At 70.6% G+C, this 25,439-nt stretch carries 22 protein-coding genes and 1 riboswitch; of the genes, 10 read left to right on the top strand and 12 right to left on the bottom strand.

All coding sequences use genetic code 11. The features are described from left to right. The first annotated feature begins 129 nt into the window (after window positions 1–129). Together VV01_RS14840 and VV01_RS14835 are read left to right on the top strand one after the other, a co-directional pair. Window positions 130–552, top strand: coding sequence for a MarR family winged helix-turn-helix transcriptional regulator (locus tag VV01_RS14840; protein WP_050670557.1), 423 nt, complete (start codon window positions 130–132; stop codon window positions 550–552). 11 nt (window positions 553–563) lie between these two features. Further along, window positions 564–1,913 carry an MFS transporter gene (locus tag VV01_RS14835; RefSeq protein ID WP_082221002.1) on the top strand — a complete coding sequence of 450 codons (1,350 nt, stop codon included), beginning with the start codon at window positions 564–566 and terminating at the stop codon, window positions 1,911–1,913. A gap of 261 nt (window positions 1,914–2,174) precedes the next feature. Here VV01_RS14835 and pepN read toward each other — a convergent pair whose 3' ends face one another. The 3 genes from pepN to serC form a co-directional block, all read right to left on the bottom strand. After that, window positions 2,175–4,772 (bottom strand): aminopeptidase N, encoded by a 2,598-nt coding sequence (gene pepN, locus VV01_RS14830; protein WP_050671961.1) that lies wholly within the window; start codon window positions 4,770–4,772, stop codon window positions 2,175–2,177. Between the two features lie 59 nt (window positions 4,773–4,831). Further along, the gene (locus VV01_RS14825) at window positions 4,832–5,584 is read right to left on the bottom strand and encodes a GNAT family N-acetyltransferase (protein WP_050670556.1); all 753 of its coding nucleotides are present in this window, start codon (window positions 5,582–5,584) and stop codon (window positions 4,832–4,834) included. 67 nt (window positions 5,585–5,651) lie between these two features. Next, window positions 5,652–6,776, bottom strand: a complete 1,125-nt coding sequence (gene serC, locus VV01_RS14820; RefSeq protein WP_197275191.1) for a phosphoserine transaminase — start codon at window positions 6,774–6,776, stop codon at window positions 5,652–5,654. Window positions 6,777–6,965: 189 nt separating this feature from the next. Here serC and pdxH point away from each other — a divergent pair, with 189 nt between their 5' ends. Continuing rightward, window positions 6,966–7,649 carry a pyridoxamine 5'-phosphate oxidase gene (pdxH, locus tag VV01_RS14815; protein ID WP_050671960.1) on the top strand — a complete coding sequence of 228 codons (684 nt, stop codon included), beginning with the start codon at window positions 6,966–6,968 and terminating at the stop codon, window positions 7,647–7,649. A 773-nt stretch (window positions 7,650–8,422) separates the two neighbouring features. On the opposite strand, the gene VV01_RS14810 is transcribed toward pdxH, so the two are convergent. Further along, complete coding sequence (locus VV01_RS14810; protein WP_231635245.1) at window positions 8,423–9,127, bottom strand: DUF305 domain-containing protein; 705 nt, start codon at window positions 9,125–9,127, stop codon at window positions 8,423–8,425. Window positions 9,128–9,131: 4 nt separating this feature from the next. Beyond that, window positions 9,132–9,806, bottom strand: a complete 675-nt coding sequence (locus VV01_RS14805; protein WP_050670554.1) for a DUF3105 domain-containing protein — start codon at window positions 9,804–9,806, stop codon at window positions 9,132–9,134. Between the two features lie 121 nt (window positions 9,807–9,927). Between VV01_RS14805 and VV01_RS14800 the strand changes: the two genes are divergently transcribed. Further along, the gene (locus VV01_RS14800; protein ID WP_050670553.1) at window positions 9,928–10,626 is read left to right on the top strand and encodes a metal-dependent transcriptional regulator; all 699 of its coding nucleotides are present in this window, start codon (window positions 9,928–9,930) and stop codon (window positions 10,624–10,626) included. Window positions 10,627–10,897: 271 nt separating this feature from the next. Beyond that, a riboswitch (cyclic di-AMP (ydaO/yuaA leader) is annotated at window positions 10,898–11,062 on the top strand. 2 nt (window positions 11,063–11,064) lie between these two features. After that, complete coding sequence (locus VV01_RS14795; RefSeq protein ID WP_050670552.1) at window positions 11,065–11,850, top strand: C40 family peptidase; 786 nt, start codon at window positions 11,065–11,067, stop codon at window positions 11,848–11,850. A 206-nt stretch (window positions 11,851–12,056) separates the two neighbouring features. On the opposite strand, the gene VV01_RS14790 is transcribed toward VV01_RS14795, so the two are convergent. Beyond that, window positions 12,057–13,088, bottom strand: a complete 1,032-nt coding sequence (locus VV01_RS14790; protein ID WP_050670551.1) for a hemolysin family protein — start codon at window positions 13,086–13,088, stop codon at window positions 12,057–12,059. Beyond that, entirely contained in the window at window positions 13,085–14,470 is a 1,386-nt protein-coding gene (locus VV01_RS14785) for a hemolysin family protein (protein WP_050670550.1), read from the bottom strand. Before VV01_RS14785 ends, VV01_RS14790 begins: the two co-directional genes overlap by 4 nt. A gap of 122 nt (window positions 14,471–14,592) precedes the next feature. On the opposite strand from VV01_RS14785, the gene VV01_RS14780 reads away from it, so the two are divergent. Together VV01_RS14780 and crcB are read left to right on the top strand one after the other, a co-directional pair. Then, a complete protein-coding gene (locus tag VV01_RS14780; protein ID WP_082221000.1) occupies window positions 14,593–15,030 on the top strand; it encodes a fluoride efflux transporter FluC in 438 nt (145 codons plus the stop codon). Continuing rightward, the gene (gene crcB, locus VV01_RS14775) at window positions 15,027–15,383 is read left to right on the top strand and encodes a fluoride efflux transporter CrcB (protein ID WP_050670549.1); all 357 of its coding nucleotides are present in this window, start codon (window positions 15,027–15,029) and stop codon (window positions 15,381–15,383) included. The genes VV01_RS14780 and crcB overlap by 4 nt, the downstream gene beginning before the upstream one ends. Window positions 15,384–15,387: 4 nt before the next feature. Here the strand turns inward: crcB and VV01_RS14770 are convergent, their stop codons facing one another. Beyond that, window positions 15,388–16,137 carry an SDR family NAD(P)-dependent oxidoreductase gene (locus VV01_RS14770; RefSeq protein ID WP_050670548.1) on the bottom strand — a complete coding sequence of 250 codons (750 nt, stop codon included), beginning with the start codon at window positions 16,135–16,137 and terminating at the stop codon, window positions 15,388–15,390. A 182-nt stretch (window positions 16,138–16,319) separates the two neighbouring features. On the opposite strand from VV01_RS14770, the gene VV01_RS14765 reads away from it, so the two are divergent. Continuing rightward, the gene (locus tag VV01_RS14765; RefSeq protein WP_050670547.1) at window positions 16,320–16,751 is read left to right on the top strand and encodes a DUF6918 family protein; all 432 of its coding nucleotides are present in this window, start codon (window positions 16,320–16,322) and stop codon (window positions 16,749–16,751) included. 192 nt (window positions 16,752–16,943) lie between these two features. Here the strand turns inward: VV01_RS14765 and VV01_RS14760 are convergent, their stop codons facing one another. After that, a complete protein-coding gene (locus VV01_RS14760) occupies window positions 16,944–18,467 on the bottom strand; it encodes a DEAD/DEAH box helicase (protein ID WP_050670546.1) in 1,524 nt (507 codons plus the stop codon). 249 nt (window positions 18,468–18,716) lie between these two features. On the opposite strand from VV01_RS14760, the gene VV01_RS14755 reads away from it, so the two are divergent. Then, the gene (locus tag VV01_RS14755) at window positions 18,717–19,586 is read left to right on the top strand and encodes an N-acetylmuramoyl-L-alanine amidase (protein ID WP_071606401.1); all 870 of its coding nucleotides are present in this window, start codon (window positions 18,717–18,719) and stop codon (window positions 19,584–19,586) included. Window positions 19,587–19,652: 66 nt separating this feature from the next. Here the strand turns inward: VV01_RS14755 and VV01_RS14750 are convergent, their stop codons facing one another. After that, window positions 19,653–21,863, bottom strand: coding sequence for an MMPL family transporter (locus VV01_RS14750; RefSeq protein ID WP_050670545.1), 2,211 nt, complete (start codon window positions 21,861–21,863; stop codon window positions 19,653–19,655). Window positions 21,864–21,918: 55 nt separating this feature from the next. Here VV01_RS14750 and VV01_RS14745 point away from each other — a divergent pair, with 55 nt between their 5' ends. Continuing rightward, window positions 21,919–22,566, top strand: coding sequence for a TetR/AcrR family transcriptional regulator (locus VV01_RS14745; protein WP_231635244.1), 648 nt, complete (start codon window positions 21,919–21,921; stop codon window positions 22,564–22,566). A gap of 67 nt (window positions 22,567–22,633) precedes the next feature. On the opposite strand, the gene VV01_RS14740 is transcribed toward VV01_RS14745, so the two are convergent. Both VV01_RS14740 and VV01_RS14735 read right to left on the bottom strand, forming a co-directional pair. Next, window positions 22,634–23,803 carry an RtcB family protein gene (locus tag VV01_RS14740; RefSeq protein ID WP_050670543.1) on the bottom strand — a complete coding sequence of 390 codons (1,170 nt, stop codon included), beginning with the start codon at window positions 23,801–23,803 and terminating at the stop codon, window positions 22,634–22,636. A gap of 100 nt (window positions 23,804–23,903) precedes the next feature. Continuing rightward, window positions 23,904–25,214, bottom strand: a complete 1,311-nt coding sequence (locus VV01_RS14735) for a lipase family protein (RefSeq protein ID WP_050670542.1) — start codon at window positions 25,212–25,214, stop codon at window positions 23,904–23,906. Window positions 25,215–25,439 lie beyond the last annotated feature (225 nt).

Below are 25,439 nucleotides of genomic sequence, written 5' to 3'. Positions count from 1 at the left end.
CCTGTGAGTCGTCTGGGAGTCCGCTGGGGGCGTCTTCCTGTTATCGGAATAGTTAGCCAAGGCAATGAGTTAGTGTAGTTAACACAACTAACTGTCCTGGGAGGAACCACGACCACCCGATCAGCACCGATGTCCACGGCCGCGCGTCGCCGCCTGGCCGGAGAGCTGCGATCCGTCTGCATGCGGATCAGCCGCCGCTCCCGCTTCGAGAACACCGAGACGATCGCGCCGCACCAGTTCTCCGTCCTCGCCCGGCTCGAGAAGTCGGACGCCACCGCGCGCGAGCTCGCCGAGCACGAGCGCGTCAGCGCACCGTCCATGTCGCGCACGATCAAGTGCCTCGTCGACGAGGGCTACATCGCTCGTACGGACGACCCGCACGACGGCCGCCAGACGATCCTCAGCCTCACCCCCGAGGGCCGCACTGCCCTCAAGCAGACCCGGCGCTCGCGCGACGAGTGGATGCTCACGCGCCTCGGAGACCTCACCGACGAGGAGTGCGCCGTCCTGGAGCAGGCGCGCGACATCCTCGGCCGGGTGGCCGCCCGATGAGCCCCGCTCCTATGACATCCCTGCCGGCGCTCCTCCACCGGCCCGACTCGCAGGCTCCCCGGGGCCGGGATCGTCGCACCTTCGCCTCACTGTCGATCCACAACTACCGCATCTACTTCACCGGCGCGCTCGTCTCCAACATCGGTACGTGGATGGGCCGGGTCTCCCAGGACTGGCTCGTGCTCACCGAGCTCACCGACCACGACTCGACCGCGCTCGGCATCGTCACCGCGCTGCAGTTCGCGCCCGTCGTGCTGCTCGCCCCCTGGGCCGGCGCCCTCGCCGACCGGTTCCGCAAGCGCCGCATCCTGTTCGGCACCCAGACCGCGCTCGCCGTCACCTCGGCGATCCTGGCCGCGGTCACGCTCGCGGGCGTCGTCCAGCTCTGGCACGTCTACCTGCTCGCACTCCTGCAGGGCATCGCCACCGCCGCCGACAACCCGACCCGGCAGGCGTTCGTGTCCGAGATGGTGCCGCAGGACCGCATCAGCAACGCCGTCGGCCTCAACAGCGCATCGTTCAACGCCGCTCGGCTCATCGGCCCCGGCTTCGCCGGCCTGCTCATCGCCTGGATCGGCACCGGCTGGACCCTGGTGTTCAACACCGTGTCGTTCGTGTCGGTGCTGGTCGCGCTGAAGGTCATGCGCGGCAGCGAGCTGCAGAAGCCGCCGCTGTCGAAGGGACACGGCGGCATCCGGGCAGGGCTCGCGTACGTGCGGCACCGCCCCGACATCATGCTGATCATGGCGATCGTGTTCATGCTCGGCACGTTCGGGATGAACTTCCAGATCACCACCGCGCTGATGGCGACGACGGTGTTCGGCAAGGGTGCCGGCGAGTTCGGGCTGCTCGGCTCGATCATGGCGGTCGGGTCGCTCTCAGCGGCGCTGATGTCCGCCGGCCGTTCGCGACCGCGCCTGCGGACCCTGCTGCTCGCGCTCACGGGCTTCACCGTGGCGTCGGCCGCGGCGGCGCTCGCACCGTCGTACCCGTTGTTCGCGCTGTTCCTCGTGCCGGTCGGGCTGACCGCGCTGACCGTGCTGCCCACCGCGAACTCGATGGTGCAGCTGAGCGTGGCACCCGAGATGCGTGGTCGTGTGATGGCGCTCTACATGGCGATCTTCATGGGCGGCACGCCGCTCGGCGCGCCCCTGATCGGCTGGGTCGGCAGCGAGTACGGCGCCCGCTGGACCATCCTCGTCGGGAGCATCGCGACAGGACTCACCGTGGTGGGTGCGACCATCTACCTCATGCGACGCGACGACATCAGGTTCAGGTACGAGTGGGACCGAGGGCCGCACCTCAACGTGCTGCGCCCCCGCGACCGGGTTCAGGCGCTGACTCCGGAGCAGGTTCGATGATGTCGCCGCGCTTCCGCCGCTGGATCGTCATCGTCGCCCTGGTCGCGCTGATCGGCGTCCCGATCCTGTCGGCGTTCATCTCCTGAGCCGACTCCGCTGGTGGAGCCGGGTTTCGACGCGGCCTCGCGCTGGGGGGCGCTCGCCCGGCTCAACCAGCGGTGACGCGGCTCGCAGACCCCCACCGGCATCCCCGCTGGGTGACCAGCAGGTTCGCTCGACCGACCGGCGGGTTTCGCCTGCTCGACCGCGGGCGGCCCCGGGTCAACCCGCGGTGACGGCCGCCTGCGCTCGCAGCGCGCGGCGGTGGTCGTCGAGCGCCTCGATCACGATGCGCCGCAACGCGGCCGGCGCCTGTGCGTGGTCGTCGAGCCACGCCTGCGCCTGGCGTACGACCGGGTGCTGCTCGGGGTCCTGGCCGGGCTCGAGCGCCCCACCGGGGTAGAGGCCCTCGGCGAGGACCTCGGCCATGACCATCGAGCGGGCGCTCCACCAGCCGACGAGCGAGTCGAAGTAGCGGTCGGAGTACGCCGGCGCACGGGTGCCGCTCGGGTGACCGAAGCCCTCGACGAGCGAGCGCAGGTGGTCGTTGGTCAGCGACTCGTCGGTGGTCGCGCGCTCCCAGACCTCGGCCTTGGCATCGGCGCCCGGACGCGATGCACGCGCCAGCAGGTACGCCGTGCGGCCCGTCATCGTGTCGTCCGCAGCCAGAGCGGCGTCAAGCTCGTCGAGCGTCGCGGCGTCCTGTGCGGCCAACCCCTGCCAGCACGCCCACCGCAGGTCGGCGTCGACGTCGAGACCGGCCGGGACAGCGGTGCCGTCGAGCAGGCCGCGCACCGTGTCGAGACCCGCCCCGCCGATTCCGGCGATCTGCGCGAGGTTGCGAGCGAGCACTGCCTGGGAGTCCGAATCGGCCTCTGCTGCCTGCAGACTCGCGACCAGAGCCTCACCGAGAGCAGCGCTCGCGGCCGGGCGCTCGGCCTTCGGGAGGTAGTTGACGACCGCGCTCTGCGCCTGGCCGAGCACGATGTCCTGCAGGGAGGCGTTGCCCTCGGAGCCGACCTGGTCGCCCACCACCTGCAGGTAGGTTGCCGCCGGCAGCAGCGCGTCCCGCACCGAGCTCCACAGCGACGACCACAGGAGTGCCCGCGACAGGGGAGCCTCGACCGTCGTCAGCAGCCGGCTCACGGTCTGCAGCGAGCGCTCGTCGAGGCGGACCTTGGCATAGGTGAGGTCGTCGTCGTTGACGAGCACCAGGTCGGCCGGCGTACCGACGGCATCGGCGACCTCGGTCTCATCACCCGTGACGTCGAGCTCGACCGACCTCACCCGCTCCAGGCGTCCGTCGCGCTCGGCGTAGAGGCCCACGACGAGGCGATGCGGACGCGAAACTGCTTCTCCTGTCGAGGGATCCGTCGACGACTGCGTGATCGTCAGGCGGGTGATGACGCCCTGCTCGTCGACCTCGACGTGCGGCGTGAGCTCGCTGATGCCGGCCGTCTCGAGCCAGACGTGCGACCACTCCTTGAGGTCTCGACCGGACGCCTCCTGCAGGCACACCAGCAGGTCGTCCAGCTCGGTGTTGCCGAACGCGTGCCGCGCGAAGTACGAGCGCGAGCCCGCGAAGAACTCATCGCGTCCGACGTAGGCCATCAGCTGCTTGAGCACCGAGGCGCCCTTGGCGTAGGTGATGCCGTCGAAGTTCTGCCGCGCGGCCTCCAGGTCGTCGATGGTCGCGACGACGGGGTGGGTGGTCGGCAGCTGGTCCTGCCTGTACGCCCACACCTTGCGGCTGCTCGCGAACTTGGTCCAGGCGTCGCTGAACTCGGTCGCGGTGGCGTTGACGTCGTACCCCATCAGGTCGGCGAACGACTCCTTGAGCCACAGCCCGTCCCACCAGCGCATGGTGACCAGGTCGCCGAACCACATGTGCGCCATCTCGTGCATGGTCGTGTTGGAGCGGCGCTCGCGCTGCCCGACGGTCGCCCTGCCCCGGTGGATGTAGGTCTCGGTGAACGTCACGAGGCCGGGGTTCTCCATGGCGCCGAGGTTGTACTCGGGGACGTAGATCTGGTCGTACTTGCCCCACGGGTAGGGGTAGGCGAACTCGCGGTCGAAGAAGTCGAGCCCCTGCTTGGTGACGGTGAAGATCTCGTCGGCGTGGAAGTGCTCGGCCATCGAGCGGCGGCACAGCGCGCCGAGCGCGATCTGCTGGGTCGAGCCGTCGGCCCGCGTGGTGCTCCAGGTGTCGTCGGCGCGGTGGTAGGGACCGGCGGCGACCGCGGTGATGTACGTCGACAGGGGCGGCGTCTCGGCGAACGTCACCGTTGCGAGCTCGCCCTCGGTCGTGCGGGACACCTCGGGCTGGCCGGAGATGATCTCCCAGTCGGCCGGTGCCGTGACGACGAACGTGAAGCGCCCCTTCAGGTCGGGCTGCTCGAAGTTGCCGTAGAGGCGACGGGCGTCGGTCGGCTCGAAGTGGGTGTAGAGGTAGGTGCGGTCGTCGACCGGGTCGGTGAACCGGTGCAGGCCCTCACCGCTGCGGCTGTAGACGCAGTCGGCCTCCACCACCAGCACGTTGTGCCCGGCGAGGTGAGTGACCGGGAGGCGGGCGCCGTCGTACGACGTCGTGTCGAGCGGCTCGCCGTTGAGGGTGGCTGTGGTGACGCGGTCGGCGATGAGGTCGACCCAGGTGCTCTCACCCGTCGCGGTGAACGTGATCGTGCTGCGCGACCGGAACGTGCGGGCGCCGGCGTCGGGAGCGGTGCGCAGGTCGAGCTCGACGAGGTAGGTCTCGACGTCGACCACGGCTGCCCGCTGCTGGCACTCGGCGTGGGTGAGGTTGGTGTTCTTCTCGTTCACCTCCACAGTGAATCAGCCGCGAGATGCGCTCGGGCGGGCACTGCGGCGTTCCGGCGTGATCACCGGGCCTCGGCGATGCAGGCGGTGGCCGTACGCCGGAAGCCCACCCGCTCGTACACGCTCGCCGCATCCATCGAGGCTGCAGCCAGGAAGACGGTCTCGATGCCGGCACCGAGGGCGTCGGCGACGAGCGTCGACGTGATGGCCTGTCCCACGCCGTGTTTGCGCGCGCGGGGGATGACGGCGATGCCGGTGAGCTCGGTCGTCCTGCCGCGCGGCCCGTGCGAGCCCCCGCCGACCGCTCGGCCGTCGGCGTCGAACGCGCCGACGAGGGTCAGCAGGCCGCGGTCGATCATGCTGGCGCGGTTGCCCGGGTCGCTCGGGCCGACCTCGTCGGTGTGGCCGAACGACGCGTGCAGCGCGGCCTGGACGTCGCCGATGCGCGGGCCGTCAGCCGAGAGTCGTTCAACGGTGAAACCTGTTGGTGCTGATGCCTTCTCGTGATCCTGGAGGACGAGCAGCGGGCACTCCTCGATGGTCAGCGCGTTCGTCGTACGCGCGGCCGGCAGCAGTGACGGCGTCGTCTCGTGGACCCACTCGATCGCCCGAGGTACGCCGAGCTCACGCTGCCGGTCGAGCACCTGCTCGACGTCGGCGGGCGCGAACGTCGCGTCGCCGGCGAGGCGCGGACGGGCGTAGTAGGGGAACCCACCCTCCTCAGCGCGCAGGAAGAGCGTGAAGGGGCCGACCTCCTCGGTCGTGGCGAGCGGTCGGGGAGCGGCGTCGTAGTACGCCTCGAGAGTCTCCAGCACCCGCTCACTCTGGCGCCCGGCCGTGCCGCCGGCAATCGGTTTGTGGGTGCATGACCGCCGAGGTGGGTCAGAGGCGTTCGACGATGTGGTCGATGCAGCGGGTGAGCGCGGTGACGTCGTCCGGCTCGACCGCGGGGTACATGCCGATGCGCAGCTGGTTGCGGCCGAGCTTGCGGTAGGGCTCGGTGTCGACCACGCCGTGCGCCCGCAGCACACTCGCGATCCGCGCGGCGTCGACAGACTCGTCGAAGTCGATCGTGCCGACCACCAGAGAGCGGCCGCCCGGCTCGGTGACGAACGGTGTGGCGTACGACGACTGCTCGGCCCACGCGTACAGTCGCGAGCTGCTGTCGGTCGTACGTGACACGGCCCAGTCGAGGCCGCCCTGGTCGTTCATCCACCGCAGCTGGTCGGCCATGAGGGCGATCGTCGCAAGCGCGGGCGTGTTGAGGGTCTGGTCCTTGCGCGAGTTGTCGATGGCGGTCGGGAGGCTGAAGAACGCTGGTACCCAACGGGATTCGGCGACCGTGGCCGCGCGTTCGAGGGCAGCCGGAGAGAACGCCGCGAGCCACAGGCCGCCGTCGGAGGCGAAGTTCTTCTGGGGCGCGAAGAAGTAGACGTCGGTCTCGGCGATGTCGACGGGAAGGCCGCCGGCGGCCGAGGTGGCGTCGATGACCACCAGCGCGTCGTCGTCGGCGCCGGCCACGCGGCGTACGGGCGCCATCGCGCCGGTGGAGGTCTCGTTGTGCGGCCACGCGTAGACGTCGACGCCGGCCTCGGCGCGCGGCGCGGCCACCGTGCCGGGCGCCGCCTCGATGACGCTGGGCTCGGCGAGGAAGGGCGCCTGCTGCGTGGCCGTCGCGAACTTCGACGAGAACTCGCCGAACACCAGGTGCTGAGCCTTGTCGCGGATCAGGCCGAACATCGCGATGTCCCAGAACGCCGACGCGCCCCCGAGGCCGAGCACGATCTCGTAGCCGTCCGGGAGGCGCAGCAGGTCGGCCAGGCCGGTGCGGACGTCGCGCACGAGCGACTTCACCGGCGCCTGCCGGTGTGACGTGCCCATGACGGTCGGACCCAGCGACGACAGCAGCGCCATCTGCTCGGGCCGCACCTTGGAGGGTCCGGACCCGAACCGGCCGTCGCTGGGCAGCAGCTCCTGGGGCAGCACGATCTCGCTCACCCGCCGCAGTGTGCCAGCGCCGTACGCCGACCGGTCGGGGCGTCCTACCTGATGGCCGACGTCAGGCCGCGTGGACCTGCACGAGCTGCCCGTCCGGGTCGGTGACGGCGGCCCCGGTCCGAGGCGGAGTTCTTGCGAACGCCGGTGGATCGGGAGCCATTGGCCGGACGCGCCGCTGTGGGTGGCAGGCTCGGTGTCATGACCGACCTCAGCGCGCGCCAGGACTATGACGGAGACGGCATCGACGAGGCGGCCCTGCCTCCTGCGCCGTGGTCCGCGCTGACCGGCTGGCTGGCTGACGCCCGTCAGAGGGAGGCCGACCGCGGTGACGTGCCCGAGCCCGAGGCGCTGTCGGTCGCGACGATCGACGAGACCGGCCAGCCGCACGTCCGGACGGTGCTGATGCGCTACCTCGACACCGACGGACCGGGCTTCTACACCAACCTTGAGTCGCGCAAAGGCCTTGACCTGCAACGCAATCCGGCTGTCGCAGCGTCCCTGACCTGGCAGTCGATGTACCGCGCGATCCGGTTCGTGGGCCATGCCGTGCCGCTGCCCGAGGACGTCGTGACCGGCTACTTCACGTCGCGCCCGTGGGGCTCGCGCATCAGCGCCTGGACGTCATTGCAGTCCCGCCCCGTCAAGACGCGCGAGGAGCTGGAGGCGACGTACGAGACGTACGCCGCGCGCTGGCCCGACCACGGGCGTACCGACGACGTGCCGGTGCCGCCGTTCTGGGGTGGCTACCGGATCGACTGCCACGAGGTCGAGCTCTGGGGTGGTCGGCGCAACAGGCTGCACGACCGGCTGGTCTACGTGCGCGCCGGTGAAGGCGGTCTCGACACCGAGGGCACCTGGACGATCGAGCGTCGCCAGCCCTGAGCGACCCACCTCCACGAGACGACCCGCCTCTTGCGACACGACCCGCCGATGAGCGGGTCGTCTCGCAAAGGGCGGGTCGTTTTGTGTCGTCGTCCGGGTACGCAACAGCCCGTGGGCTCCCGCCTCCTTCGAGACGGGCGCGCGATGGACGAGTCGCGCTCCCACGGGCTGCGGTGACTGCGTTGTATTGCCACCACGTCCGACGTCGGCGCACCGGAGGTGTCCGACAGACGAGCTGCGCTAGCGCGCAGTCACCTCACGCGTCCTAGAAGAATTCACCTCTGGACCACCTCCTCTCTCGTGTACCCAGAACGCTATGTCGCGTTCGACAGGGCGGCAACGGCATTTCGCGATCCGCGAACGAGAGCCCCGATGACGGCGTACGACTCGCAAGGGACTGCGTCACCTGCGAGGTAACTGCTTCTCCAGCAGATGACGCACTTGTACGCCGGTCAGACTCGTGAGGCGCAGTTGCCTACGAGGGAGTGGTGGGCGGCGGGGAGAGGTGCGGCGTACGCAGGTGGACGCCCGGCGTACCGACGATGCCGACTCGACGGAGCCTGCGACGCCGATCGGAGGAGGAGATACGCCCAGAGGACATAAGAGGGCCGGTTGGCGCGGACAGGGGGGAACGCGCCAACCGGCCGGGACACCCGAGGGTGTCCGATGGCCCCTGGGGAGGGGCCCGGCGCCGCGGCACAGGGGGGAGGTCGCCGCGACGCTCGTCTGGTCCAACGGCTGACATCGCCGAAGGATTCCCGCAGACCATACTCCTAGCGGGTGGGGTCGGGGAGTGGTTGGGCCCCTCGTTTCTTCAGGTAGTCCGTCATGAGAGTGATCTCGCTGCGCTGTCCGTTGACCATGGTCTTGGCCAGGTTGACCACGTCGGGGTCCTGGCAGGTCTCGACGCACGCCTGAGCCATCGTCACCCCGGCGCGGTGGTGGATGATCATCAGCTGCAGGTAGAGCACCTCGGCCGCCTGGCCCTGCAGGGTGCGCAGCCGGGCCATCTGGGCGTCCGTGGCCATGCCCGGCATGCGTCCGTCGGGCATCACCATGGTGCCGGGGGCCAGCCCGGTGTGGTTGTGGCCGGACTTCTTCATCCAGTCCATGGGCTCGCCCGTCCGGGCCTGGGAGAGCCCCCAGGTGACGAGCCAGCCGCGCATCTGGCCGCGCTGGTTCTCCTGGCTGGTGGCGATGTCGTACGCGAGGGTCGAGACGTCGGACCGCGGGCCCGCTCCCCGCACGATCCAGGACATCTCGACGGCCTGCGCGTGGTGGGCGCCCATGTCGCGGGCGAACCCGGCGTCGGCGCTGTCGTCGGCCGGGTACGACGGTCGCGCGAGCAGCCAGCCGCCGAGGCCGGCGACCAGGGCGATCACCAGGGCGCCGGCGCTGAGGAGGAGCGGCCGGCGTACCTCGCGCATGGTGAGTGGCGCCGAGGCGGGCTCCTCGGGGTGGGCGTCGTGCTCGCTCACCCGATCACATGCCCCCGCCGGTCTGGCCGGTGTTGGGGTCGTACGCGCCGCTGCAGGAAGCGCCGGGCTCCTGCGTCTGCGGGCCCTGCACGAAGTCCTTGAGGAAGGAGTCGATCTTGGGGTCCTTGGCGCTGTTGAGGTGCATCTGCTTGCCCCAGGCCGTCATGACGATGGGCGTGGACTGCGTCTTGTCCTGGGACATCAGGATGTAGTCCTGGGAGCGGGCCTTGCCCTTGAGCCGGTTGAGGTCGGCCGTGGACAGCGCGCCCGGCTTGTACGTGATCCAGACGGCGCCGTGCTCGAGGGAGTGGACCGCGTGCTCGTTGGGGACGACCTTGTCGTAGACGCCGCAGTTGGCCCACGCGGCGTTGTGGTTGCCGCCGACCGGCGGGTTCTGCGGGTACTTCACCTTGGTCGTGACGTGCTCGCGGCCGAGGTTGTTGTACGTCTTGATCTGGCCGATGTCGCCGCCGGCGCTCTGCTGGTCCTTGTCGCGCTTGATCAGCCAGGCGCCACCGCCGGCGAGGGCCAGGACGAGGGCCGCGATCACCACGCCGATGACCAGACCGCCCCGGCGCTGCTGACGCGACTGCTTCTTCTGCATCGTCGCGAGCTTGGCGCGGGCGTCGTCGCGGGCCGAACCGACCTGCTCGGTCGTGGGCTCGTTCTCATCAGACATGGGGTGTGAACTCCTGAGGCGTCGGGCTGGCCGCGCGCCATTATGTCCCAGCACCCTGGGCAGGAGCCGAGTGCGCGGACGTCGGCTGTCGGATGTCGGCGCCGAATGGCACCCTTAGCGGGTGAGCGACCTGATCGACACCACCGAGATGTACCTCCGGACGATCTTCGACCTGGAGGAAGAAGGCATCCCACCGCTGCGCGCCCGCATCGCCGAGAGGCTCGGTCACTCCGGCCCGACCGTCTCCCAGACCGTGGCGCGGATGGAGCGTGACGGTCTGCTGACGCTCGCCGGCGACCGCCACATCGAGCTGACCGACCACGGCCGCACCCTGGCGACGCGGGTCATGCGTAAGCACCGTCTCGCCGAGCGCCTGCTGGTCGACGTCATCGGCCTCGAGCTCGAGTACGTCCACGACGAGGCCTGCCGCTGGGAGCACGTCATGAGCGAGCGTGTCGAGCGCAAGATCCTCGACCTGCTCAAGGAGCACCAGCTCTCGCCCTACGGCAACCCGATCCCTGGGCTGGCCGAGCTCGGCGAGGACATCGAGATCGAGCAGTTCCGTGACGGGGTCGCCGCGTTGAGCGAGGTGGCGGTCGACGAGCCGCGTGAGGTGCTCGTACGCCGCATCGGTGAGCCCGCACAGGCCGATCACGACGCGCTGATGGTGCTGACCGCGGCGGGTGTCCAGCCGGGGGTGCGCGTCGCGGTCCGCAGCGAGGGCGGCCGGGTTATCGCGGTGCCGGCCGGGCGCAGCATCGAGGACGGGGTGTCGCTGCCCGCGGACGTCGCCTCGCACGTGTTCGTCGCGGTCCCGTAGGCCGTTCACAGGCTCGTTCCTACTGATCGGTACGACGTTCCGGCCGGAACGTCGTACCGATCAGTGTTTCGGTCGTGGGTGTCATGTCCTGTCATGTCGATGCGCCCACCTGAACGCCCGGGATTCCGGGCGTTTTCCGGTGTGGACGAGAGAGCTCCACCTTTTTTCCGACCCGGGCCCACGAGCCCCTTCGCGGGCGTGTACGTTTCTTCCCGGCCCTCACAAAAGAGGGCTCCCGTGCTGGCACCGCCGAGTCCTGTCAGTCGGCGCGGGTGTGACAGTGCCGCAGGCAGGAGCGGGGGAACCATCAACGGGCGTCGCGAGACGTCCTGGGGTGAAGCCAGCGCACGTGCTCGTCGGGGATGCACGTTCGGTGGCCGGGTGATCTCCCACCCGAACCCGACAGCTCACCTCGTAGGCGTAGGAGAGGTTCATTCTGTGATCGAGCAGACCCGTCCCCGTGGGCGCCACCGCGCGCCCAGCAACACGTCCGCCACCGCGGTGCGCGTCTCCGCCGTCGTCGCCGTCTCCGGCGGTCTGGTCGCCGGTGTCGCGGCTCCCGCCGGTGCATCCGGTGTCGCCACCCTGACCACCCCGAACGAGGCCGGCCACGTCGCCGCGGCGCCTGCAGCCCTCACGCTGCCTGCCGCCTCCAGCTCCGCCGGTGTCCTGTCCGTCGGTCAGGTCCGCCTGCCCGACGTGGTCGAGGCCCGTGACCTCGTCAAGAAGAAGCCCGTCGAGGTCAGCCGTACGACGGCCGCCCCGGTGGTCAAGCGTGCGTCGCGCTCCGTCGCCACCAAGGTCACGCCGCACCGCTCCACCGAGAGCAGCTCCTCCGACTCGTCGACCTCCAGCAACGACGACTCGTCGACCTCGAGCAGCAACAGCGCCATCGGCGACCGCATCGTGGAGATCGCCAAGCGTTACATCGGCACCGACTACGTGTACGGCGGCACCACGCCCGACGGCTTCGACTGCTCCGGCTTCACGAGCTACGTGTTCCGCCAGGTCGGCATCGAGCTCAACCGCACGGCTCGTACCCAGCAGCAGCAGGGCTACCGCGTCAGCAACCCGCAGCCGGGCGATCTCGTGTTCTCGGGCTACCCGGCCGGTCACGTCGCGATCTACGTCGGCAACGGCATGGTGATCGACTCGCCGAAGCCTGGTGGCGAGGTCAAGATCCACAAGAACTGGAGTGGCGACAGCTACCGTCGCGTGCGCTGACCACCGAGCACACCACCAGCAAGGCCCGCACCGGACGGTGCGGGCCTTGCTGTCTTCGGGGCTGTTCGCCGCGGCCGCGATCCGCACCCTGTGAGGAAGCGTGAGGTGGTGCTCTCGCTTCCTCATGTCGAGCGCGACCGCGGGGTCAGCCACCCTGTGAGGAAGCGTGAGGTGGTGCTCTCACTTCCTCACAGGGTGCGAGCAGGTCAGGCGGGCTGCCGGCGGTCCGTCTCGTCGTCGAAGCGGCCCAGCACCTCTTCGATCAGGTCCTCCAGCGCGATCGCACCGCGCGGCCCGTCGGCGTCGACGACCAGCGCCAGGTGCGCTCGTCGTGCCCGCATCGTCTGCAGGGCGTCGATCAGCGGCAGATCGGCCGACAGCTGCTCGAGCGGCCTCAGCACGGACCGGACCGAGGTGTCCGCGGGGGCGGTGATGAGATCGCGGACGTGCACCAGACCGGTCGGCACGTCGCTGTCGACCACGACCAGTCGGGAGCGCCCGGTGGCGCGGCTGATCTCACAGCCCCGCTCGGCGGTGCCGTCGGCCCCCACGGTCACGACGTCGGACCACGGGCGGATCACGTCGGCGAGCGTCGTGTGCTCCAGACGCAGCGCGCCCGAGAGCATCGTGTGCTCGGAGTCGGGCAGGGCGCCGTGCTCGTGCGACTGAGCGAGCAGCAGCTGCAGCTCGTGCGGGCCGTGGGCGTCGGCGACGGTGTCGACCGGGTCGACCTTCAGCAGCCTGACGATGGCGTTGGCGATGCCGTTGAGTGCCTGCAGCGCCCAGCGTGATCCGCGCGCGAACGCCCTGAACGGCAGGGCCAGCAGGATCGCGGACCGCTCCGGGTGCGAGATCGCCCAGGACTTCGGGGCCATCTCGCCGACCACCATGTGCAAGAACACCACGAGCCCGACGGCGAGCAGCAGGGACACCGCGCTCGCCACCCCCTCGGGCAGCCCGGTGGCCTTCAGGACGGGGGCGAGCAGCTCCTTGACGGCCGGCTTGGCCAGGGCGCCGAGACCCAGCGTGCACAGCGTGATGCCGAGCTGAGCCCCCGCGAGCATGAGCGTGAGCTCGCGCGAGCCGGCGACGGCTGCGCGTGCGGCCCGGCTGCCACGGGCGGCCTCCTCCTCGAGGCGGTGGCGCTTGCTGGAGATCAGAGCGAACTCGGCCGCGACGAAGAACGCGTTCAGGACGAGCAGGACGACCGAGACGCCCAGAGCAACACCGATGCTCATCGGGAGGCCTCCTCGTGGTCGGGCGTGCTGTCGGCGTCGGTCTCGGACGTGACCGGACCGAGGTCACTCACCCCGACGCGCTCGGGCACATGGCGTTGGACGGTGCGTACGACGATGCGGGCGGTGCGGCGTACGGGCTCATCGCCCTCACGGCCGGTCCACTCGACCTCGACCTCGTCGCCGACCGCAGCGACCCGGCCGAGGCGGGCCAGGACCAGACCGCCGAGCGTGTCGTAGTCGTCGTCCTCGGGCAGGCTGATGCCGGTGAGGTCCTCGACCTCGTCCAGGCGCAGGCGCGCAGGCAGCGAGCCGTCGTCGTACGCCGGGTCGCCGGCCTGTGTGGTCACGTCGCCCTCGTCCTCGATGTCACCGACGACCTCCTCGGCGACGTCCTCGAGGCTGATGATGCCGTCGAGACCGCCGTACTCGTCGACGACGACCGCGAGCTGCTGGTGGGCCTGCCGCAGTGCGGTGAGGACGCCGGGGAGCGCGAGGCTGCTGGGCACGCGTACGGGCTCGATCATGACCTCGCGGACCCGGACGGACCCGCGCCGGTCGGCGGGCACCGACAGGATCTCCGGGGTGCCGACGATGCCGACGACGTCGTCGATCGACTCGCCCACGACGGGGTAGCGGGAGTGGCCCGAGGAGAGCGCCTCGACCACGTCGTCGAGCGTGCCGTCGGCGTCGACCGTGACCGCGTCGACCCGGGGCGTCATGACCTCGGCCGCCGTGAGGTGGCGGAAGGTGAGCCCGCGGTCGAGCAGGTGCGACAGGTCGTCGTCGAGCAGACCACCCGCCTGCGACTCGTCGATGATGTGGTGCAGGTCCTCTGGGGTCGCACCGTGCGGGAGCTCCTCGACCGGCTCGATGCCGACCGAGCGCAGCAGCTTGGTGCTCGCCCCGTCGAACAGTCGGATGATCGGGCCGGCGACCGTGAGGTAGATCAAGGTGCTGCGCGAGAGCCAGCGCGCCAGGGCCACGGGGCGGGCGATCGCGTAGTTCTTGGGCGCGAGCTCGCCGACGACCATCTGGATGACGGTGCTTAGCACGAGCGCGATCAGGACCGAGATCGACAACGAGAGCGCTTCGTTCAGCCCGGTCGTGTCGGTCAGCAGGTCGGCCAGGCCCTTGCCGAGGTAGGGCTCGGACACGTAGCCGACGAGCAGGGCGGTCACCGTGATGCCGAGCTGGGCGCCCGAGAGAGCGAACGACAGGCGGCTGGTGACCTTCAGCGCGCGTGCTGCGGCGGCGTCGCCGTCGTCGGCGAGCTGCGACAGGCGCGAGCGGTCGACCGCGACGTAGGCGAACTCCTGGGCAACGAAGTAGGCCGTTGCGAGGGTCAGCGCCAGGATGCTGACCAGGCCGATCGTGATGTTCATCGGCCGCGTCCTGCGGGGAGCCGGGCGTCACCCGGCTGGGTACTGCAGCTGTCAGCGGCGTCTTCAGTGGAAGGCGTCATGCCCACCATCGTACGTGGCCGTGGGGAGTACGTTGACCGACGATGTCCTCAACCCCGCTCCCGGTCGACCCCGACGAACCCGCTGTGCCCTCGCCGTCGACCCCCTCCGTCCTGGCCGCGATCGCGCTCGGCGGCGGGCTCGGAGCCCTCGCCCGGGCCGGGGTCGCCGAGCTGCTGCCGCACCCGTCCGACGGGCTCGACGTCGCCACGCTGGTCACCAATGTCGTCGGCAGCATGCTGCTCGGGGCGCTGATGGTGCTGGTCGTCGAGCACAGGCACGGCCACCCGTTGCTGCGGCCGTTCGTCGGCGTGGGTGTGCTCGGAGGGTTCACGACCTTCTCGACGTACGCCGTCCACGCGCGCGGGCTGCTCGCCGACCACCCGGTGCTGGCGCTCGCCGAGCTCATCGGCGGCGTGGTGCTGTGCCTCGTGTCGGTCGGCGTCGGCGTCGGCCTGATGCGGCTGTGGGGCGAGGAGTGAGCGCGCTCGGCTGGCTCGCGGTGTTCGTGGGCGGCTGTGTGGGTGCGCCGGCTCGCTACCTGATCGACGCGTGGGTGAAGGCCCGCGTCGACGGGGGAATGCCGTTCGGGACGCTCACCGTCAACCTGCTCGGGTCGTTCGTGCTCGGCGCGGCCGCTGCCGGGCTGGACGGCTCGGCGTACGCGCTGGTCGGCACGGGGTTCTGCGGTGCGCTCACGACGTTCAGCACGTTCAGCTTCGAGACCTGGCGGCTCGGAGAGTCGGGCCGGCTCGAGCTCGCGCTCACCAACGTGGGTGTGTCTCTCGTCGGCGGTGTGCTCGCCGCCGCGCTCGGGTGGTGGCTGGTCGCCTGACCGGTCAGCGGTCGCGCGTGAGCCGGTCGGCGAGTGCCGGCCACACGCGTACGGGCGTCATGCGAATGAGCTTGAGTGGCAACGCCATTCGGTGAGGGAAGGCGATCTCGACGCGCTCGCGCTCGAGGCCGTCGCAGATCGCGCGACCGGCCACGTCGGGGTCGATGCTGAACGGCAGCCGCAGCCGCGACGCGGACGACAGCCGCGTGCGTACGGCCGTCGGGGCGATCGTCGTGACGTGGATGCCGTGCTGGTTGCCCTGAGCGCGCAGACCCTCGAGCAGGTTGAGCATGCCGGCCTTGGTGGCGCCGTAGGCCTCGACCGTCGGGAACCCGCGGTAACCGGCGGGCGAGGTGATGCCGGCGATGACACCTGTACGCCGGCGCAGCATGCTCGGGAGTACGGCGCCGATCGCGTTGCTGGTGCCGACGAGGTTGACCTGCACGGTCTCGGCGAACGCGTCGGTGTCCCAGGACAGGATGTCCATGGTGTTCCAGGCGCCGGCACCGATGACCACGACGTCGATCGGGCCGAGCGTGTGCTCGATCGTGGAGGCGCAGTCGACCATGGCGGCGGCGTCGGTGACGTCGGCCGGCAGCACGAGCATGGCGCCACCGGACACCTCGGCCAGCTCGGCCTCTCGGCGGGCGGTGATGGCGACCTTGGCGCCGCGCGCCTGCGCCTCACGAGCGAGGGCCGCACCGATGCCGCTGGAGGCGCCGACGACCCAGACGACCTTGTGCTGCAGGTCCACGCGTCCTCCTGAGGGGTGCTCGCTCGTCGCGCTCTTGCCGCGGCCAACCGTAGTCCAGGCCGGTGTCGCGCAGGTGAGCAGCGTTCGTACGAAACAGTTCGGGCGCCCCCGGCATGTCGCCGTGATGGTTCGGACTACGGTAGGTCGTCCCCATGCGAAACCACCCCGAAAGGCACACCCTCGTGACCCTTGCAGCAACCCTGCTCCAGGAGCAGGTCCGCCCGGCCGTCGTCGCCGATCTCGCCGCCACCATCGACGCCGAGGTCAGCGACAAGAAGGGCCTGTCGGGCACGGCCGTCAAGGCGGCGTACGCCACCGCCAAGAAGGTCAGCCCCACCATCGCCTCCAGCGCGACCAACCGCATGCTGCCCGAGTTCGCGTCCGCGCTCGAGCCGTTCTGGGCCGACTTCGGTGGCAACGGTGACTTCGGCGCCTACCTCGCCGGTCGCGGCGACGAGGCCGCCGACGCGCTGCTCTCGGTGACCGACAAGCGCGCCGAGTCGACCGACCGCGACGTGCTCCGCAAGGCCTACGGCAGCCTGCGCGGCAAGGCCCACGACAACGTGAAGGCCGCCCTGCCCCGCATCGGCGCGGCTGTGCAGAAGCACGCCTGACCCGCTCGTACGACGAAGGCCGGTGACCCTGTCGGGTCACCGGCCTTCGTGCTGGGCGGAGGGCTTGACCACCCTGTGAGGAAGTGTGCGGTGGTGCTCACGCTTCCTCACAGGGTGGAGCAGGCGGGCTTGGGCTCGCTGTGAGGAAGTGTGCGGTGGTGCTCACGCTTCCTCACAGGGTGCGCGCGGCGTTCAGCGGCCGCGGCGTCCCGCCGACGTGCTGGAGGAGAACGCCACCACGCTGCCGCCGCTGCTGCGGGTCTGACCGCCGGAGCGCCCAGACTGGCCGCCGGAACGGCCCGACTGACCGCTCGTACGCCGACCGCCGCCCTGAGCAGAACCGCCGGCGGCCGCACCGCGACCGCGTCCACGACCGCCACGCGAGCCACGCGCCTCCTGGGACTCCTGGCCCTGGCCGCCGCCGGACCGACCGCCTCGCGAGCGCTGTCCCTGGCTGCGCCCCTGACCACCACGGCCACGACCGCCGCCACCGCCCTGGCCGCCTCGACCGTTCTGGCCGGGCACCTCGAGCACGAGACCGCCCTCGACGAACGAGCGCTCACCGGGAGCGATCTCGAGCAGCAGCGGGTGGCTCGGGTCGACGCGCGTCGTACGCGGCTTGATGCCGGCTGCGCGGGTCAGCGCCTTCACGTCGCGCACCTGCTCGTCGAGCATCATCGTGACGACGGTGCCGGCGTTGCCCGCCCGGGCCGTACGGCCGGCGCGGTGCAGGTAGGCCTTGTGCTCGACGGGCGGGTCGGCGTGCACGACGAGCGCGACGTCGTCGACGTGGATGCCACGCGCGGCGATGTCGGTGGCGACCAGCGTCGTCGCCTTGCCCGAGTGGAACGCCTCGAGGTTGCGCTGACGCGCTCCCTGGCCGAGGTTGCCGTGCAGCTCGACCGAGGGCACGCCCTGGGCGTTGAGCTGCTTGGCGAGCTTCTTGGCGCCGTACTTGGTGCGGGTGAACACGACCGTACGACCGGGCGCGGCGGTGAGGTCCTTGAGCACCGGCAGGCGGTGGTCAGCGGTCACGTGGAACACGTGGTGGTCCATCGTCGAGACCGGCGACTGGGCCGAATCCGTCTCGTGCGTCACGGGATTCGTGAGGTAGCGCTTGACGATGACGTCGACTCCGGCGTCGAGCGTCGCCGAGAACAGCAGGCGCTGCGAGTCACGCGGCGTCGCGTCGAGGATGCGCTTCACGCCGGGGAGGAAGCCGAGGTCGGCCATGTGGTCGGCCTCGTCGAGCACGGAGACCTCGGCCTGGTCGAGGCGGCACGCGCCCTGGCCCATCAGGTCGAGCAGGCGGCCGGGGCAGGCGATGAGCACGTCGACGCCGGCACGCAGCCCCTTGACCTGCGGGTTCTGGCCGACGCCGCCGAACACGGTGAGCGTGCTGAGGCCAGTGGCAGCCGCGAGGGGCGCGAGTGAGTCGGCGATCTGAACGGCGAGCTCACGGGTGGGGGCGAGGATCACCGAGCGCGGTCGCGTCGACTGGGCGGGGCGCCCCGACGCGACCAGGCGGGCGACGACCGGCAGCAGGAACGCGTAGGTCTTGCCCGAACCGGTGCGACCGCGTCCGAGGACGTCGCGGCCGGCGAGCGAGTCGGGCAGCGTGGCGGCCTGGATGGGCGTGGGCTCGGTGATGCCCTGCTGGGTGAGGGCGTCGGACAGGACTGCAGGCACGCCGAGGCGCGCGAAAGTGCTGGGCACGAAAAGAACTCCGAATGGTGCGGCGTGTCTCGCCAGCGCGCTCAACCCGCGGGTCGCAGGTGGCGGCTCATGAAATGGGGGACCACGTCACTGGAGGCCGAGGCAAGACGGAACGGCAACTCCGGGGCGGAGTCTACCGGCCACGCCGCTGACAGCCGAACCGGCGCGGCGTGCCGTCTCCCACACCAGCCGGTCCTGCGGACGCCGTCGGGTGGCCCCGAGGTCCGCGCCTGCGTACCGTGGCCGCCCATGGCTTCCGTGCTCTTGCCCGACCGCTCGGCCCGTCGACGCACGGCCGGTGCGCTGCTCGTCGCCGGTGTCGCCGTCGGTCTCGCCGGATGCAGCGGGGGAGCGAGCGGGTCGTCGGGCACGGCCTCGTCGGGCGGGTCACCGACGTCGACGAGCACGGCCGAGCCGAGTCGTACGACGGCCGCCTCCTCTGCGCCCGCGGCACCCCTCGCGGGGCGGGTCGTCGTCATCGACCCCGGCCACAACGGCGGCAACGCGAGCAACCCACGCGAGGTGAACCGACAGGTCGACGCGGGCTTCGGCGTACGAAAAGCGTGCAACACCACCGGAACTGAGACGAACGCCGGTTATGCGGAGCACGCGCAGGTGTGGGACGTGTCGACCCGGCTGGCGTCGCTGCTGCGGGCGCGGGGCGCGAAGGTCGTGCTCACACGCAGCTCGGACGACGGTGTCGGGCCGTGCGTCGACGTGCGCGGTCGGGCGGGGACGGCGGCCAAGGCCGACGCGATGATCTCGGTCCACGCCGACGGCAACGCATCGGCGAGCGCACGCGGCTTCCACGTCATCTGGTCCGGACGCATGGTCGGGGGCGCGAAGGCTCAGGACGCCTCGAAGCAGCTGGCGACCGCCGTGCACGGTGCGTTCGCGCGGGGCACGGGCATGCCGAACGCCGGATACCTGGGCGGCGGCTCCGGCATCACCCGGCGTACGGACCTCGGCACGCTCAACCTGTCGAGCGTCCCGAGCGTGATGATCGAGTCGGGCAACATGCGCAATGCCACGGATGCCCGGCTGCTCTCGGACCCGGCGTTCCGTCAGCGTGAGGCGACCGCGCTCGCGGACGGGCTCAGCGCGTACCTGCGGCGCTGATGACGCGCGTACGCGCAGACGACGCCGACATGTCAGCGTCGTCTGCGCGTACGCGCGTTGTGCGGGTCAGCGGCCGGCTGGCACCGGCTCGGGTGTGACCGGCGGAGCGGGCTCTGGTGCGGACGGGGCCTCCGACAGCCCGAACCTGCGGTGCAGCCGGGCCAGGGGAGCGGGCGCCCACCAGGCGCGGTCGCCCATGAGCCGCATGGCCACGGGTACGAGCACGCCTCGGATCAGGGTCGCGTCGACGAGGACCGCGATGCCCGCGCCCAGGCCGAACATCTGGATGAAGCTGACCGAGCTCGTACCGAAGGCGAAGAAGCTCACGGCCAGGATGACGGCGGCCATCGACACGATGCGACCGCTGCGGGCGAGCCCCTCCGTGACCGACTCACGCAGCCCGGCGCCGCGCTCGTGCATCTCCTTGATGCGGCTCATGACGAACACCTCGTAGTCCATCGAGAGCCCGAACGTGATGCAGAAGAGCAGCAGGAGCATGCTCATCTCGAGCGGCTGAGGAGTGAACCCGAGCCAGCCCGCGAGGTGGCCGTCCTGGAAGATCCAGACGAGGACGCCGAGTGTCGCTGACAGCCCGATCACGTTGAGTACCAACGCTCTCAGCGGTTGCAGCACACTGCCGGTGAACAGGAACAGCAGCACGAACGTCGAGACCGCGATGAGCACGGCGGCCAACGGGATGCGCGACGTGATGGCGTGCTGCCCGTCGACGAACGCCGCGGTCGGCCCGCCGATCGCGAACGACGTGCCGGGCGGCTCCGGCAGGGCGCGTACGCGGTCGAGCAGGTCGCGCGCCTGGTCGGACTGGGCGTCGTACGGCATCACCACCGACAGCCGTTGGGCGTCCGGTCGAGCGTTGCGCGCGTCCGCGGGTGAGCTCGCGACCTCTTGCCCTCGTACGAACGTGCCCGCGCTGGAGTCGACCCGTTCGACGCCGTCGATGCGGGAGATGGCGGCGGCGTACGACGTGACGGCGTTCGCCGGGACGGCACGGTCGCTGACGGCGACGATCGCGTCGGTGTCGTCGGAGGTGAACTGGGTGCGCAGCGAGTCACCGGCGACTCGGCTGGTCGCGCTCTGCGGCAGCACGCGGTCGTCGGGCGTGCTGAACCCGACGTGAGCGAGCGGCGCGGCCATGAGCAGCAGGGCCGCGAGCACCGGCAGTGCGGCGAGGGCCGGGCGGCGCATCGCCGCGCCCGCGAGCCGGCCCCAGAACGGCGCCACCGTGGCGGGGGAGCCCTTCACCCAGGGCAGGCGGCCGGCGTTGATGCGGGTGCCGAGCACGGTGAGCAGAGCAGGCAGCACCACGAGGGCCGCGAGCATCGCGATGAGGATGACGCCGATGCCGGCGTAGGCGAACGACCGCAGGAAGTACAGCGGGAACAGCAGCAGCGCGCCGAGCGCGACGGCCACCGTGGAGGCGCTGAACAGGATCGTCCGCCCTGCCGTCTCCACGGTGCGGACGACGGCGTCGTCGGTCGAGCCACCGTGCGCCAGCTCTTCGCGGAAGCGGCTCACCATGAGCAGCGCGTAGTCGACCGCGAGCCCGAGCCCGAGGCTGGTGGTCAGGTTGATCGCGAAGATCGAGACGTCGGTGAGCGAGCCGAGCACCGACAGCTCGGCGAACGTCCCGAAGATCGCGAACACCCCGATCGCGAGGGGCAGCAGCGCAGCGACGAGGCTGCCGAACGCGAGGCCGAGCAGCACCAGCATCAGCGGGATCGCGATCGACTCGGCGAACGCGAGGTCGCTGGTGATCTGGTCGTTGACGTCGAGGTTGACGCCGCTCTCGCCGCCCATCGCGACCGTGAGGCCGTCGTGCGACCCGCCGTACGTGGCGAGCACGTCCGTGGCGACCTCGGCCTGGTGGTCGAAGTCGCCCGGAATCGAAGCGACGACAAGGGCTTTCGTGCCGTCGGCGGACTTCATCGACGGCGCGCCGGTGGTCCAGTACGACGCGACGGTGCCGAGGTCGTGGTCCTGCGACAGGCGCTCGGTGAGGGCGCGGCCCGAGGCGGCGGCCTGGTCGACGGGCTTGCCCGCGTCGACGACGAGGACGAGGTCGGGGTCGTCGCCGAACCGCTCGGTGACGACCGTCGAGGCGGTGGTGGACTCGGCGTTCGGGTCCTCGAACCCGCCGCCCTGGAGCTTGCTGAACGCGCCGACACCGAGCACGGCGGCGGCGATGAGGACGACGACGGTGGCAGCGAGCACCAGCCGCGCGCGTCTGACGACGAGCAGTGCGAGGCGATGGAGCATGGTGGTTCCCCTGATGTGGTCGGGCGTAAACTTTGTGGGTGTTAACTTGCCATCAATGTGTACGCCCGTCAACATCCATGTCATGAACGCCTACCACCACGGAGACCTGCGCAACGCCCTCATCGACGCGGCGGCCTCACTCGCCGCCGAGGGCGGGCCGGAGGCTGTGACGGTGCGCGCCGCCGCCCGGCAGGTCGGCGTCACCCCGACCGCGGCGTACCGGCACTTCACGGGCCACGACGAGCTGATCACGGCCGCCAAGGCCGAGTGCGTCGCCAAGATGGGCGGGGCGATGCGCAAGCGCCTCGAGGCCCTCGAGCCGACCGACGACCGCGTCGAGTCGCTGCGCGCCCGGATGCAGGCGCTCGGGCAGGGGTACGTCGACTTCGCGTTCGCCGAGCCGGGGCTCTACCGCACGTCGTTCACCGGTGGGGTTCATGGTGATGACGCACCCGACGAGTACGAGGCGCCTGATCACCCGCACCAGATGCTGGTCGGCCTCGTCGCCGAGCTGGTCGACCTGGGCGTGATCTCCGAGGCTGATCGCCTGGGCACCGAGATGACCGCGTGGAGCATGGTGCACGGCCTGGCGCTGATGATGATCGACGGCCCGTTCGCTGGTCTCGACGCTGCCGAGCGTGAGCGGGTCGTGGCCGAGACGCTGCGGGTCTTCCGGCAGATGCTCTGGCCCGACGCCACGTGACCGGCTGATCGTCGTCGCTGGGCAGGACCGGGTCCTGGCCCCGGTCCTGCCCAGCCGTGGTGCTGCCTCAGTCGCCCTTGACGTTGACGACCTGACGCAGCGTGTGCCGGATCTCGACCAGGTCGGCGGCGTCCGCCATCACCTGGTCGATGTCCTTGTACGCCGCCGGGATCTCGTCGATGAACGCGTCGGTGTCGCGGTACTCGATGCCCGTCATCGCCTCGCGCAGCTGCTCGCGCGTGAACGTCTTGCGGGCCTTCGAACGCGAGTACTCACGACCGGCGCCGTGCGGCGCCGAGCAGAGCGCGACCGGGTTGCCGAGCCCGGAGACGACGTACGACGCCGTGCCCATCGAGCCGGGGATCAGCCCGGCTCGGCCGCGCTCGGCGTTGATCGCACCCTTGCGCGACAGCCACACGTCCTTGCCGAAGTGGCGCTCCTGCTCGGTGTAGTTGTGGTGGCAGTTGATCTCCTCCAGCCGCTCCACGTCGACACCGGCCCACTCCGACACCTGCCGGACCACGCGGTCCATCATCTCCTCGCGGTTGAGCAGCGCGTAGTGCTGCGCCCACCGCATCTGCGAGATGTACGCGTCGAACTCGTCCGTGCCCTCGACGAGGTAGGCGAGATCGCGGTCCGGCAGCCGAATCCACCACTGCTCACACAGGTTTCGGGCGACCTCGGTGTGGTGCTGCGCGATCTTGTTGCCGACACCGCGCGAGCCCGAGTGCAGGAACAGCCACACCCGCTGCTGCTCGTCGACCGTGATCTCGATGAAGTGGTTACCCGACCCGAGCGTGCCGAGCTGGAGCTCCCAGCGCCGCGCGTACGACGACGGGTCGAACCCCGCCTCCGCGGCCAGGGTGTGCAGCTCGTCGAGGCGACGCTGCGTGTGCTCGCGGCTGACCTTGCGGTTGGCCGCGCCGGCACTGAGCGGGATCGCCCGCTCGATGGCCTCGCGGACCGGGCGCCGGTCGGTGGGCAGGTCGTCGAGGGACAGCTGCGTGCGGACCGCGATCATCCCGCAGCCGATGTCGACGCCGACTGCGGCCGGCATGATCGCGCCCAGGGTCGGGATGACCGACCCCACGGTCGCGCCGCGCCCCAGGTGGGCATCGGGCATCAGCGCGAGGTGCGGGTGGATGAACGGCATCGTGGCCGTCGTACGCGCCTGCTCGCGGGTGCCCTGCTCGAGGATCGACGCCCAGCTGATGAGCGTGTCGGTGATGTGCTCCATCGTCCTTCCAGTCTCTCGCCGCTCGCGGACCGAGCGGTGCGAGAACGACGCTAGGAGCCCGAAAACCGTTTGTGCATGCGGTTATTCGCGTGAGTGCGGATCAGACCAGGCGTCTGCCGAGGAACACGCGGCCGCACACCCGCAGCAGGCCGAGGCCCGTACGCAGTCGGCGGGCGGAGCCGAGGACGGTCGTCACCGTCGTCGTCGACGAGCCCGCCACGGCGACCCCGGCGAACCTCTCGGTGAGCCAGGTGATCACCAGTGGTCCCGAGAAGATGTGCAGGGTGAAGTGCTCGCTGAGGCGATCACGGACGTACATCACTGTCGTGCCGCGGTCGGCGAATCCCTTTGCCATCCGGTCGATTCCGGCGACCGGCACGATCTGGTCGCGCACCGCCTGCAGGATCAGGACCGGCATCGCCGGCGTGCCCAGCCCGGGCTTGATGTCGGCGAAGATCGCCTGCATGCGGGGGTCGTCGAGGAACGCCTGGACCGGCACCCGCATGAACCTGCCGAAGTCGGTGAACGCCATGTTGGCGATCGCGTGACCGGTCTGCAGCTCGACGGCGTCGTCGATCAACGCGCGGCCGTCGGCGTCGACATGCTCGTCGACGAGCTCGCGCATCTCGGGGTAGATGCGCACCAGGCTCGCGATGACCAGCCCGGCGAGCCCAGCGAACAGGTGGCCGTTGGCGCGCCGGAAGACCAGCTCGGGGTCGCCCACCGGCGAGCCGAGCACAGTACCGACCGTGTTGAGCTCGGGGGCGTAGTAGTCGGCCATCTCGGCCGCCCACGCGGTGCCCCAGCCGCCGCCTGAGTAGCCCCACATGCCGACGGGGGAGTGCTCGGACAGACCGAAGTCGTGGTGGCGCAGGGCTGCGCGGACGCCGTCGAGGGCGCAGTGGCCGGACTCGCGCGGCGCTCCCCAGTTGCCGTGCGGGCCCTCGTGGTCAGGCACCGAGACGACCCAGCCCTGCGCGAGCGCGCACGCGATCTGCAGCAGCTCGAGCTGGACCACCTCGCCGGTCGTCGGAGCGCCGAGGCGGTGGGCGTACGACGGGAAGGCCTCGGGTGACAGCGCATCGATGGCGCACTGGTAGGACAGGATCGGCCGCTCGGGCAGGTCGGGCGCGCCCTCGGCGATGAGGACCGTGGTGGCCGTCGTCGTACGCTCGCCGTGCATGTCGAGCGTGGTGTAGAGCAGCTGAACGGCCTTGGCCCGCAACGGTATTCGGCCGAGGAACGCCGGGTCGACGTCGCGGCTGCGCAAGGTCGTGCCGGGTTCGGTCGACTCCCAGCCGCTCGGTGGCCGGTAGAACGGGTCGAGCGCCGGGCGCAGGGGGCGCCGGCCGCGCTCGTCGGTGTGCTCGGCGGGCCAGGCCCACCGCGTCTCGACTGCAGCAGTGCTCATCCGTCACGCCTCCATCTGCGAACCTACGTCCGGGTAACTTAACCCCCGGCGGCTGCCGACAGCCAGGACATCCACCCTTGACAGACTGCAGCCCATGGTCATCGGTGAGGGCGCTCAGAGCAACGACGTCCGTACGGAGCGGCTGGTGCTGCGTCGGTTCACCGACGGCGACGCGCAGTTCGCGTACGACCTGCACCAAAACCCGACGAGACGCTCGAGCTGTTC

This window comes from Luteipulveratus halotolerans, from assembly GCF_001247745.1.
Lineage (GTDB): Bacteria > Actinomycetota > Actinomycetes > Actinomycetales > Dermatophilaceae > Luteipulveratus > Luteipulveratus halotolerans.
Note: the sequence above shows the minus strand (reverse complement) of the source record. Positions and strands in the feature narration are given on the sequence as shown.